This window comes from Pseudomonadota bacterium (assembly GCA_010028905.1).
In the GTDB taxonomy this organism is placed as follows: domain Bacteria; phylum Vulcanimicrobiota; class Xenobia; order RGZZ01; family RGZZ01; genus RGZZ01.
The window spans coordinates 21,565-33,746 of the sequence record RGZZ01000010.1 but is presented as its reverse complement, the minus strand read 5'-3'; the positions used below and the strand labels follow the sequence as shown (position 1 = coordinate 33,746).

The following is a 12,182-nucleotide window of genomic DNA, read 5'->3' as shown; positions in this document are numbered from 1 at the left end:
CGGCCCAGGTCTTCCTCGACGCCTTCGAGCCCAGCGCGCCGGCGGCGCCTGTGACTGCCGCCGACCCCGATCGAGCAGAGAAGGCCTCCCTCATCCGGGGAATGGTGCGACAGAGCCCAGACGAGCGTGTCACCGATGCAGTGATCGACAAGCTGTGCGCCTATCCGCTCGACGCCATTCGCGCGGTCTCCGACTACGGGACGCGCATCGAGATGTACGACTTCGATGCGGGCGACCCCGTGCCGTCCTACCTCCCGACGCTCGGAGACCCTTCCGTTGTGGGGGCCTACAACACCAAGGCCAACGTGCTCGGATTCGACCGCAAGAACGCCGACACGTTCACGGTTCTGCACGAGTTCGCGCACGCGCTCGACGCAGCGCTGTGCGAGCCGAGCGCCAGCCCGGAGTGGCGTGGGGCGCACACGCTGGCCAAGCACACGAACCAGATCGTTCGCGACTACGCCAAGTCAGACCCGGCTGAGTACCTCGCGGAGAACACCGCCGCATACCTCGTCCCAGACGCCAACCTTCCCGCATTGGTCGATCAGGGCATCGCCAACGGCGCGCTTGGGCTGAGCGACCGGGAATACATGCAGATGTGCCAGAACCTCTCGAACGGTCGCCTGTCGACAGTCGACCACGAAGGATGGACCCTTGTCGACAACCTGTTGCACAAGCGTGTGCAAGAAGGGCCACACGCCGAACCTCGACCCGCCATGACCACCGCCGAATGGGATGCGTTCCAGGCCAGTCGGACCTGACGGAGGTCTCCCTCGGCTCCGAAGGCCTCGACGGCCCCCTCGGCCCGCCATCCTGCAGGACCCGCACAGTCGGTCGTTGTAGCCTCGAACCAGGCGGTTGCGTGGGTGTGCCTCCTCGGAGAAGTCGCACCCCTGCGACCCACAGAACCCGAGAGGCTCCCGCATGACCGAGCTCGACCCGATGCTGCTCGAGGTCTGGCGCCACCTCGCCACACTCGATGGTGACGAGAGCGTTGCGTCAACCTTCTTTCGGCGTCACCTGATCGATGGCGAACGCCTGATCGAGTCGGTGCGAGAGAACCTGGCCGCCGTGCCCACCGAGCCCGTCGGCTCGGCCGGCGCATCACGCCGGGTGAGCGCGAAATCCCGCCCGCAGACCGAGTTCAACCCCCAGCGCCATCGCGAGATCATCGAGCGCAAGTGGCTCTCCACGGGGTTCGTGGGAATCCTGCGCGAGCCCGGCGCGCCTGCGCGACGCCTTCCGCTGAGCTATCGCCAGATCAGGCTCGGAACCCCCCACACCCATCCTGACATCGCGTTCGAGCTGGCGGCAGACGCCCGCTTCGAGGGGCGGCTCGAGCTTTCCGAGGGCGGCTTCCGATACCGGCACAGCAACGGCAATGTGAAGATGCGGCTCAACGGCAGCGAGATCACCGACGCCGACCTCGCGAGCGGAGACTGCCTGCAGATCGGCGCCTACGAGCTCGCCGTGCAGAAGACCCTCGAAGCCGCTGGCGAGCTCATGGTGGTGAGCGATCCGGGCGCGGGAGAGCGGTTCGTGCTCGACCTGGGCGTGGTGCGCATCGGTCGACCGGGCAAGCGCGCCAACGATATCAACCTTCCGAGTCCGACGGTATCGCGAGAGCACGCCACCATCACCTTCCACGACGATCGGTTCTGGATCGTGCCGGACAGCAGCACCAGCCCCACGGTGGTGAACGGGGTGACGGTGCGCGAATCGCGCGCCCTCGTTGACAAGGACCAGATCGTTCTGGGAGAGCAGATCCTGCTGTTCCGCACTCGAGGGCAGGTCGACCGCCCCCGCGCCTTGCACGAGGTCACCGCCACGGTGCTCTTCGCCGACCTTCGCGGCTGGACCACGCTGGCCGAGACCACCCCCCTGGAGAGCCTCATCCGCCAGCTCGACGACTACTACAAAGCCATGGGCGACATCATCCAGCGCTATGGCGGAACCGTGATGGCCTACCAGGGAGACGCGATGATGGCGGTCTTCGGCGCCCCCTCGGTCCACGCCGACGACCCCTGGCGCGCGGTGGCCTCCGCGATGCGCATGCTCGAGGCCCGCGCCACCATGAACGCCCGCTGGCGACAGGAAGGCAAGGCGCAGCTGAGCGGCGGGATAGGCATTCACACCGGGCAGGTCGTGGTGGGCGAGATCGGTCACGCCAGCCGTATCGAGTATGTGGCCATGGGTGACGCGACGAACCTCGCCGCCCGACTCGAGCAGCTCACCCGCGACTACGACTGCTCGCTGCTCATCAGTGACGCCACATATGCAGCGATTGCGAATGTGGTCGACGCGCGCTCGCTCGGCTCGGTGACGGTGAGGGGACGCACGTCTCCCACAACCATCTACCGTGTGCTGGCCCTGCGCAACACGTGAGACGACCGCACGCCACCTGACTCACTGCGGGTACCGCGCGAAGATGGCGCGGCCCAGCGCAAAGCAGATATCTCGCCGATCAAGCTCGTGCGGGCGCTTGCCGAACCGCAGCATGCAGTAGCGCAGGGCTTTCCCCAGCATCGCACCCGTCAGCTTCACATCAGCGGGCTGCGCTCTCGACCAGGCGTACACATCGCTCTTCAATCCGTGCAGCAGCCGCGCCTTCACCTGTTGGTACTCGTGCAGGGAAGTGTCGGGGAACCTGGCCTTGATGTCGATGGGGCTGCTCCACGGGGCGCGCAGGAGAGTCCGGTAGATGCCCCCCCGACGGGCCTTTCGTCGCTCCTCGGCACAGGGCACGCAGACCCCTCCGTCCGGCGTGAGAACCTCGCAGCGCTGACAAGGGCGCCACCCTGCCCGCAGACGTGCGCGACGAAGCGCCAGATCGCGTCGCATCAGGCGTCGCAGCCGATGGCGCAGCTCAGGGGCCTCCACCCCCGCCACCACCTCCTCCACCAGCGCCTCATCCTCGCTGGCCAGCGCCTGGAGCTCGAGAGAAGGCGCATCTGGCTCGTGCGTCGATTCAGCGACAGGAAGCGGAGGCGGCAGGAAACGGATCTCCTTGACGACCTCCTCGCCCAGACGGGCGTTCAAGCGCTCGATGAAGCTGCGTCGATACCCCATGCTGAGCTCTGCCAGCCACGCATTGCTGGCGGTGCGCACGAAGAGCACCCCGCGCTTGATGCCCACGGCGGCGGTGTTCGGCGCGACGTACGGGCCGACGACCTCAGGCCAGATGACGAGTGCCGCACGCTCGCGACACGGCTGGTACAGATCGAGCTTCTGCATGAGCGGAACGAGGAACTGGTTCAGGCGCAGCATGGTGCGTCACCCACCTCCTCCACGACGCCATCCACAACGCGGAAGAGACGTCCGCCCAGCGGCAGCGCCTGCTCGGCCGTCCAGACGCTGGTGGTGAGGAACACCTGACCACACTCGGCGAGATACGCCCACAGCGCCGCCTGCCTCCCCAGATCCATCTCGGAGAGACAGTCATCGAGCAGCAGAACAGGCGGTTCTCCGCCCTCACGCGCAATGAGGTCGGCCTCCGCCAGCCGCATGGCAAGGCTCATGCAGCGGATCTGGCCCTGGGAGCCAAAGCTGCGCATGGGCCGACCCTCGAGGTCGATCTGGATGTCATCGCGGTGCGGACCGAACATGGTCACCCCCCGCTCGAGCTCGACCCGCGCGCGAGCCCGTGCCAGGCGATGCAGGGCCGTCTCGTGATCTTCCCCATCTCGGGGAGCCGCCGATGAGACATAGTGAAGGGTGATGTGATCGCGATCTCCGCTCAACCGCCGATACAGGGGCTCGAGCACAGCGCCCACACGCGCAAGGGTCTCGACCCGTCGACGTGCGATGCGCGCGCCCCAGCTCACCAGCTGCTCGGTGAGCGCGTCGAGGAGGGCGCGGTCGATCGCGCTGGAGCGATGGGCCTCTCGCAACAGGCGATTGCGCTCCGCAAGAACCCTCGCGTACTGCGTGAGCGCGTGCAGGTGGGTGGGATAGACCTGGGAGAGCGCCACGTCGAGCCAGCGACGTCGGGCCTCCGGGCCTCCGCTCACCAGCTCGAGGTCACGAGGGGCGAACAGCACCATGCGCGCAACGCCGAACACATCGGCCAGGCGCTGCACCTGCTGGCGATTGATCCGAACCTCCTTGCGGTGGCGTCCGGCCTCCTTCTGCTCCCACAGGATCTCACACGACACACTGCGTCCGGCCGCGGTGAATGCCGCCTGGACGTGGGCAAAGCGCTCTCCGAAGCGCACCACCTCGCCGTCTCGCTGCGCGCGGTAGGGCCGCGTGGTGACGAGCGCATACAGCGCCTCCAGGAGACTGCTCTTGCCCTGGGCGTTGGGGCCGACCACGAGGTTCAGTCCGGGGTGGGGGCTGAACGCCAGCTGCGGCCAGTTGCGGAAGTTGCGAAGCACGACGTGGGTGCAGATCACGACGTCGAGGGTTTCTGGAGAGCGCGCGTTGGATCCCTGCGCCGATGGGCGCCCAGGCCTCCCTCAGACCGAGCGGGTCGTCTACAGGGATACGCGCCCGAGACGGGAACCACTCCGTATTCCCCCCTGCAGCACTCCCGGGACAGCCGCGACCGCACGCCAGGCGAAAGCCGCCCGGGGTGCTCCGGGAAGACAGAGGACGAAGAGGCACCCGTGAGAATCGCCATGTATGCCGATTGCTACCACCCCGTGGTGAACGGCGTCGTCACGTCCATCGACATCCTCCGGACGAAGCTCACGTCGCTCGGTCACGACGTCGAGCTCTTCGTGCCGTTCGTGCCCGGCAAGGCAGCCGACGACCCGAAGGTGCATCGCTTCCCGTCGTTTGTGGCCCCCGTGCATCGGGAATCGCGCCTGTCGCTGTACAACCCCTTCCGACACGTTCGCGGCCTGCGGGCCTGGCGTCCGGACGTGCTGCACGTGCACACCCCCTTCAACACGGGAGTGCTCGGCGTGTACGCCTCCCATCGGATCGACGTGCCCTACGTGTTCACCCATCACACCCTGTTCGAGGAATACGTGCACTACGTTCCGGTTGTGAGCAAGACGATGCTGCGGCGGGCGGCCGTCGGACTGTGCCGCTTCTTCTGGAACCGCTCTGGCGGGGTGATCGCACCCAGTGACGAGGTGAGAGCCAGGGTCTTGGAGCAGGGGGTGAGCCGTCCGGTCGAGGTGATTCCCACGGGCATCGACGTGGAGGTCTTCGCCCAGGGCGATCCGCAGCGCGTGCGAACCGAGCTCGGCATCGGTCCGAACGAGCCTGTGGCCATCTTCGCGGGACGCATGGGCAAGGAGAAGTCGATCGACTTCGTCATCGACGCCTTCGCCCTCACGCTGCAGAAGCTGCCCAGCGCGCGCCTGATCCTGCTGGGGGGCGGTCCGGAGCAGTCCGCGCTCGAGGCGCAGGCCCGACGCCTCGGCATCTCGGAGCGCACCACCTTCACCGGCTACGTGCCGCGCACGCGCATGGTCGACTACCTGCAGGCCGCGCGCGTCTTCGTGTTCGCATCGACGACCGAGACCCAGGGACTCGTGTCGCTGGAGGCCCAGGCCGCGGGCATCCCCGTGGTGGCGGTTCGCGCATCCGGCTCGAACGAGGCGGTGCGAGACCAGCAGACCGGGTTCCTGGTCGAGGGAGACAAGCAGGTCTTCGCGGACGCGACCCTGCGGCTTCTCACCGATGACGCCCTGCAGGCGAGTCTGGCCGCCCAGGCGCGCGCGTGGGCCGACAGCTGCTCGAGCCAGCGCATGGCCGACCGCACCCTCGCGCTCTACCAGGGCGCGCAGGCCTTCTCCCGATCTCGTCTCGCACGCTGAGGGTGCGCAGACAGGCCTGAGGGAGGCCCGCGGGACGCGGGGTGACCCCGGATGGCCGAACCCTCCCTGACAGCCCTCTGAAAACCGCACGGTTATGGGGTTTTTCAACCGTCAAAATCAAGCGCCGCAGAAGGAACCCAAACCTGGAACGTCGAACATCCATTCTGGCGCGCCCCACCTGCGTGCGATCCAGACAGCGGGGCACGCGCACGAACCCCTTCACGGAGTGATGTTTCGCACATGGTCGAGGGCCTGCTCAAGGAGCGCGGCGCAGAGAAGTCCGGGTACCGTGGATGCCTCTTTGGCGGCGTCACCTTCGGTGCGGTTGGCGCCGCCCTGGCGGTGTGGTACACGCGCGACTACGCGACCAAGAGCCCCGAGATGTCGAAGTTCCTGTTCTCCGTGATGTTCGGCTCCGTGGGGTTCGTGGTCGGTTCGCTCGTCGGCGTCCTGGTCGTGTTCCTCTTCGACCTGGCAACGCGCAAGAAAGAGCGCGAGATCGACGAGTTCTGACACGCGCCGGGCCAGCTCCCAGCCCCGCGCCAAACGATACAGCGAAGGAATCTCTCATGTCCGATCCCTTGCTCAATGAACATGCGACGGCGTCTGCCGCGGTCGCCGTGCCCTCGTCGGATCCCGTGCCTGCCGACGCCGACGTCTCCGCCGATCTCGCCTCACCCGGCGAGGGGAACGACGACGGCCTCAGCGCCGAGGTGATGGCCGGTCGCACATCTGCGCACTACACGGCCGAAGACATCAAGGTGCTCGAGGGCCTCGAGCCGGTGCGCCTGCGCCCGGCCATGTACATCGGCGACACCTTCAAGAAGGGCTACCACCACCTCGTGTTCGAGGTGGTCGACAACGCCATCGACGAGGTGCTCGCCGGGCACGCCACCAAGGTCGACGTCATCATCCACCCCGACAACTCGGTGAGCGTGGCCGACGACGGTCGTGGCATTCCCGTCGACATCGTTCCCGGAACGGGTCGGCCAGCGGTCGAGGTCGTGATGACCAAGCTGCACGCTGGCGGCAAGTTCGGCGGTGAGGGTTACAAGGTCTCCGGCGGCCTCCACGGCGTGGGCGTGTCGTGCGTGAACGCCCTGAGCGACTGGCTCGAGGTCGAGGTGAAGCGCAGCGGAAAGATCCACCAGCAGCGCTACGAACGCGGCGAGCCCTGCGGCGAGCTGCAGATCATCGGTGACACCGATCAGACCGGCACGCGGGTCCACTTCCACCCAGACCCCGAGATCTTCGTGCCCACCGACGACTTCACCCCGGAGTACCACTACGACATCCTGAGCGCTCGTCTGCGCGAGCTCGCCTTCCTCAACCGCGGCTGTCGCATCGACATGCGCGACGAGCGCACCGGCAAGAGCCACGAGTTCTACTTCCGCGGGGGCATCTCAGAGTTCGTGCGCGAGCTGAACCAGACGCGCGAAGTGCTCTTCCCGGAGCCCATCTCGCTGCGCGCCGAGGTGCCTGTCACCAAGGAAGCCCGCAACAGCTTCATCACCATCGACATCGCGCTGCAGTACAACGACTCGTACGAAGAGAAGATCTTCACGTTCGCCAACAACATCAACACCATCGAGGGCGGCACGCACCTGGTGGGCTTCAACCGCGCCATCGCAAAGACCGTGGGCGCCTACGGAAAGACCAAGGGGCTCGTCAAGGACACCGAGCCGCTGACCGCAGAAGACGTGCGTGAGGGCCTCACCGCGGTCATCAGCGTGCAGCACCCATGGCCGCAGTTCGAAGGCCAGACCAAGACGAAGCTGGGCAACAGCGAGGTGCGTGGCCACGTCGAGGGCATGGTCGAGAACAAGCTCGCCGCCTACCTCGAAGAGCACCCGACCGAGGGTGAGGCCATCGTGCGCAAGGCGCAGCTGGCCCAGAAGGCCCGCGAGCAGGCCAAGCGGGCCCGCGAGCTGGTGCGCCGCAAAGGAGCCCTCGAAAGCCTCTCGCTGCCCGGCAAGCTGGCTGACTGCTCTGAACGAGACCCCGAGAAGTGCGAGCTCTACATCGTCGAGGGTGACTCCGCCGGTGGCTCGGCGAAGCAGGGGCGCGACCGACACTTCCAGGCCATCCTCCCGCTCAAGGGCAAGATCCTCAATGTGGAGAAGGCACGCGAAGACAAGGCCCTCGGCAACGACGAGATACGCACCCTCATCACAGCCCTGGGCACCAGCTACGGGGAGAACTTCGACGACAAGAAGCTGCGCTACCGTCGCATCATCTTGATGACCGACGCCGACGTCGACGGGAGCCACATCCGCACGCTGCTGCTCACGTTCATGTACCGCTGGATGCCGCGCCTGCTCGATCTCGGCTGCGTCTACATCGCCACGCCTCCGCTCTACCGCGTCTCGAAGGGCAAGAAGGAGTGGTACGCCTACTCTGACGCCGAGCGCGACCGCATCCTCGCCGAGATCGGCAGCGAGAAGAGCGAGATCCAGCGCTACAAGGGTCTGGGTGAGATGAATCCAGAGCAGCTCTGGGAGACCACCATGGACCCCGCCCACCGCGTCATGCGGCAGGTCACCCTCGAAGACGCGGTAGAGGCCGACCAGATCTTCAGCCTGCTCATGGGTGAGAAGGTCGGCCCACGACGCGACTTCATCGAGAACAACGCACACAAGGTCGAAGACCTCGACGTCTGACACGGAGCTTCGAGAAAAACATGTCCACGACTGATCGCATCATCCCCATCCCGCTCAAAGACGAGATGGAGAGCTCATACCTCTCCTACGCCATGTCGGTCATCGTCAGCCGCGCGCTGCCAGACGCGCGAGATGGCCTGAAGCCCGTGCACCGGCGCATCCTCTACGCCATGTACGAGCAGGGGTACACCCCCGACAAGAAGTACCGCAAATGCGCGGCCGCCGTGGGCGACGTGATGAAATCGTACCACCCGCATGGTGATGCATCGATCTACGACGCACTCGTGCGTCTGGCGCAGCCGTTCAACATGCGCTATCCCCTCATCGACCCACAAGGCAACTTCGGGTCGATCGACGGCGACCCCCCTGCGTCGATGCGGTACACCGAGGCCAAGCTGGGCCGTCTCGCCATGGAGATGCTGGCCGACATCGACAAGGACACGGTCGACTGGCGTCCCAACTACGACAACACGGTCGAAGAGCCAAAGGTGCTGCCAGCCCGCCTGCCCAACCTTCTGGTGAACGGCTCGGCCGGCATCGCGGTGGGCATGGCCACCAACATGGCGCCACACAACCTCCGTGAGGTATGTGACGCCATCACCTTCCTCATCGACAACCCGACCTGCACCGATGACGAGCTCATCGACATCGTCCCCGCGCCGGACTTCCCCACGGGCGGCCTCATCCTCGGCACCGAGGGCGCCCGCATGGCCTACCTCACCGGGCGCGGCTCGGTGACGATGCGCGCGCGCACCTCCATCGAAGAGCTGCGGGCCAACAAGAGCGCCATCATCGTCACCGAGATCCCCTATCAGGTGAACAAGACCCGGCTCATCGAGCAGATCGCCGATCTGGTGAAGGAGAAGAAGGTTCAGGGCATCACCGACCTGCGTGACGAGTCTGATCGTCGTGGCATGCGCATCGTCATCGAGCTCTCGGCGGCCGCCCGCCCGCAGGTCGTGCTCAACCAGCTGTTCAAGCACACCGCGCTGCAGCAGAACTTCGGCATCAACAACCTGGCCCTGGTCGACGAGAAGCGTCCGCGCACCCTCACCCTGCGCCAGATGCTCGACGTCTACATCAAGCACCGTAAAGAGGTCATCGAGCGACGCAGCCGCTACGAGCTCGAGAAGGCACGCAAGCGCGCGCACATCCTCGAGGGTCTGCTCAAGGCGCTCGACATCCTCGATGAGATCATCACCCTCATCCGCGCGAGCGCCAATGTCGAAGACGCGCGCGGCGGCCTGATGAGCCAGTTCGCGTTCAGCGAGGAGCAGGCCAACGCCATTCTCGACATGCGGCTGCAGCGCCTGACCGGGCTCGAGCGCGAGAAGCTCACCAATGAGCACGAAGAGGTGCGTCAGACCATTGCCTACCTCGAAGGGCTGCTGGCCAGCACGGCAGCCATCCTCGGCGTGGTCAAGGACGAGACGGCCGACATGAAGGCGCGCTTCGGTGACGCGCGCCGCTCCGAGATCGTGGCGGGCGAGTCGGGCGCCTTCGACATGGAAGACCTCATCCCGCCCACCGACATCATCGTGACGGTGTCGCACGCGGGGTACGTCAAGCGCATGCCGGTGGCGGCCTACAAGGCACAGCGGCGCGGCGGCCGAGGCGTGTCCGGCACGGGCCTTCGCGACGAAGACTACCTCGAGCACATCCTGGCCACCAACACGCACCACTTCGTGCTGTTCTTCACCAATCGCGCCAGGGTGTACCGTCTCAAGGGCTGGGAGATCCCCGAGGCCGCCCGTCAGGCCAAGGGCACCGCGCTCGTGAACAAGCTCGACATCGAGCCCGGCGAGAAGGTCATGGCGGTCATCCCCGTCGCCGACTTCAATGCCGACGCCTACCTGTTCATGGCCACCGAGCAGGGTACGGTGAAGAAGACCGCGCTGTCAGAGTTCGTGAACCTGAGGGCGCGCGGCCTCATCGCCCTCACCCTCGAAGACGGCGACGCCCTCGTGGGCGTACGCCTTACAACCGGCAATGACCACATCATGCTCGTAACCCACTCCGGCCTCAGCCTGCGGTTCCCCGAGACCGACGTGCGCTCGATGGGCCGTGGCGCCAGAGGCGTGAAAGGCATCAACCTGCGCGAAGACGACGGCGTCGTCTCGATGGCAAACGCCCATGCGGGGTCAGAGGTGCTCATCATCACGGAAGACGGCTTTGGCAAGAAGACGCCGCTCGACGAGTACCGCCTGCAGAGCCGCGGCGGGTATGGCGTGCGCGGCATGAACCTCGGCAAAGGGCGTCGCGGACAGGTCGCGGCGGCACGCATCCTCGATCCGGAGAACCAGCTCATCCTCTCGACTCAAGATGGCATCGTCATCCGCATCAAGGCCAGCGACGTCTCGACCCAGAGCCGTCACTCACAAGGTGTGCGACTGATGCGGGTGTCCGGAGGCGACAAGGTGTCGAGCGTCGCGGTCATTCCCCCGTCTGACGAGATCGACGACGAGGAGGTCGACGCCCTCGAGAGCCGCGACGATCTGGAGGGGCTGCAGTCCGGCGAGGTCGACGCAGCAACCGACCGCACGCACGATGCGCCAAGCGACGACAGCCCGTCCGCCTCGGAAGGCGATACCCCCCCCGAAGGCTAGCCTGTGGAGGGGCGATCGTTCAGCCAGGGCGTCAAGGACGAGCTCGCGCGCGATCTGCCGGAACGCAACTGCTGTCGGCGCTCGCTGCTCGCCGGCTTGATGCTCTCAGAGGCAGAGATCGTCGGGCTCGCGCCGCTCAACCAGTTCGTTCTCGAGACCGCAAGCGCCCCGTGCGTGCGCCTGGTTCTGCGCCTCGTTCGCCACTTCGAGGGTCCGACGGCGGTCTGGGAGGCCACGCGCCGCCAGCGGCCTCGGCCCGAGACAAGGTACACGGTGACCCTGGGTCCCAGCGCGCCCCGCGTGACGCGGCGATTCATCGAGCGCACCGGGCTGGAGATCAGTGGCGGGCTACGCTTCTCCGCTGCGCGATACCCTCCGCCGAAGCGGCGCTGCTGCCGGCGGTCGTTCGCCCAGGGCGCGTTCCTGGCCAGCGGGTCAGTGCAAGACCCGCATCGCGCCTACCACCTCGAGTGGACCGTGCGAGACCCGGAGTTTGCCACGCTGCTCCTGCAGGTGCTGCGCGAGCTTGATCTTCCGGTTCGGCACCTGCACCGCAAGTACCACGATGCGATCTACGTGAAGGCCGCGGGCGACGTGGCCAGGGCCCTCACCCTGATGGGCGCGACGCAAGGGCTGCTTGCGCTCGAAGAAGTGCGGTCGGTCAAGGAGATGAAGAACCAGATCCATCGGCGTGTGAACTGCGAGACGTCAAACCTGGCGCGACAGGGAGACGTCGCGGCCAGCCAGATGGCGCTGCTGACCGAGCTCGACCAGAGACAGGGCCTGCGAGGGCTCCCCCCCGATATGCGCGCCCTCGCCCGCGTGCGCATGCGCAGACCCGAAGCCTCGTACCGGGAGCTGGGAAAAGCCCTTGTCCCGCCCCTCACGAAGGTCACCGTGGGCCGTCGGCTGCAGCGTCTGCTTCGCCTCGCCCAGATACTTCTTGCCGAAGAAGGCTCCATCTAGACAGGAACCGGACGAGGCTCGGGCCGAAGGGGGGGCTCCCGCGGCGATGGGCTTCTCTCTCGAGGCCCGCCGCATCCCACCCGAGACGCGCGCGCCCTCTCAGCGCCCCCGGCCAGACCGCCTCTGACGATCAAGCCGGACGCCTCTGAAGCGATGAAGCGAACGGGTGGGCAGAGATC

At 66.5% G+C, this 12,182-nt stretch carries 9 protein-coding genes; 7 read left to right on the top strand and 2 right to left on the bottom strand.

Annotation, left to right across the window (positions count from 1 at the left end; genetic code table 11):
* Positions 1 to 761 (top strand): hypothetical protein (locus EB084_01715; GenBank protein ID NDD26972.1); only part of this gene is annotated, 761 nt, incomplete at its 5' end.
* Positions 762 to 924: 163 nt separating this feature from the next.
* On the top strand, positions 925 to 2,385 hold the full coding sequence (locus EB084_01710; GenBank protein NDD26971.1) for an adenylate/guanylate cyclase domain-containing protein: 1,461 nt from the start codon (positions 925 to 927) through the stop codon (positions 2,383 to 2,385).
* A gap of 21 nt (positions 2,386 to 2,406) precedes the next feature.
* Here EB084_01710 and EB084_01705 read toward each other — a convergent pair whose 3' ends face one another.
* A complete protein-coding gene (locus EB084_01705; GenBank protein NDD26970.1) occupies positions 2,407 to 3,267 on the bottom strand; it encodes a DUF721 domain-containing protein in 861 nt (286 codons plus the stop codon).
* Entirely contained in the window at positions 3,255 to 4,394 is a 1,140-nt protein-coding gene (recF, locus tag EB084_01700; GenBank protein ID NDD26969.1) for a DNA replication/repair protein RecF, read from the bottom strand. Before recF ends, EB084_01705 begins: the two co-directional genes overlap by 13 nt.
* A 225-nt stretch (positions 4,395 to 4,619) precedes the next feature.
* Between recF and EB084_01695 the strand changes: the two genes are divergently transcribed.
* The 5 genes from EB084_01695 (at position 4,620) to whiA (ending at position 12,003) form a co-directional block, all read left to right on the top strand.
* Positions 4,620 to 5,771, top strand: a complete 1,152-nt coding sequence (locus tag EB084_01695; protein NDD26968.1) for a glycosyltransferase family 4 protein — start codon at positions 4,620 to 4,622, stop codon at positions 5,769 to 5,771.
* Positions 5,772 to 6,011: 240 nt separating this feature from the next.
* Complete coding sequence (locus EB084_01690) at positions 6,012 to 6,284, top strand: hypothetical protein (protein NDD26967.1); 273 nt, start codon at positions 6,012 to 6,014, stop codon at positions 6,282 to 6,284.
* A 203-nt stretch (positions 6,285 to 6,487) separates the two neighbouring features.
* Entirely contained in the window at positions 6,488 to 8,431 is a 1,944-nt protein-coding gene (gene gyrB, locus EB084_01685) for a DNA topoisomerase (ATP-hydrolyzing) subunit B (GenBank protein NDD26966.1), read from the top strand.
* Positions 8,432 to 8,451: 20 nt separating this feature from the next.
* Complete coding sequence (gene gyrA / locus EB084_01680; protein NDD26965.1) at positions 8,452 to 11,037, top strand: DNA gyrase subunit A; 2,586 nt, start codon at positions 8,452 to 8,454, stop codon at positions 11,035 to 11,037.
* A gap of 3 nt (positions 11,038 to 11,040) precedes the next feature.
* Positions 11,041 to 12,003 (top strand): DNA-binding protein WhiA, encoded by a 963-nt coding sequence (gene whiA, locus EB084_01675; GenBank protein NDD26964.1) that lies wholly within the window; start codon positions 11,041 to 11,043, stop codon positions 12,001 to 12,003.
* Positions 12,004 to 12,182: the final 179 nt, after the last annotated feature.

What these genes read in the sequence shown, in the direction of transcription:
- EB084_01710 (NDD26971.1), top strand. Translation starts at nt 925, where the DNA reads ATGACCGAGCTCGACCCGATGCTGCTCGAGGTCTGGCGCCACCTCGCC.
- gyrA (NDD26965.1), top strand. Translation starts at nt 8,452, where the DNA reads ATGTCCACGACTGATCGCATCATCCCCATCCCGCTCAAAGACGAGATG.
- EB084_01695 (NDD26968.1), top strand. Translation starts at nt 4,620, where the DNA reads ATGTATGCCGATTGCTACCACCCCGTGGTGAACGGCGTCGTCACGTCC.
- EB084_01690 (NDD26967.1), top strand. Translation starts at nt 6,012, where the DNA reads ATGGTCGAGGGCCTGCTCAAGGAGCGCGGCGCAGAGAAGTCCGGGTAC.
- EB084_01705 (NDD26970.1), bottom strand. Translation starts at nt 3,267, where the DNA reads ATGCTGCGCCTGAACCAGTTCCTCGTTCCGCTCATGCAGAAGCTCGAT.
- gyrB (NDD26966.1), top strand. Translation starts at nt 6,488, where the DNA reads ATGGCCGGTCGCACATCTGCGCACTACACGGCCGAAGACATCAAGGTG.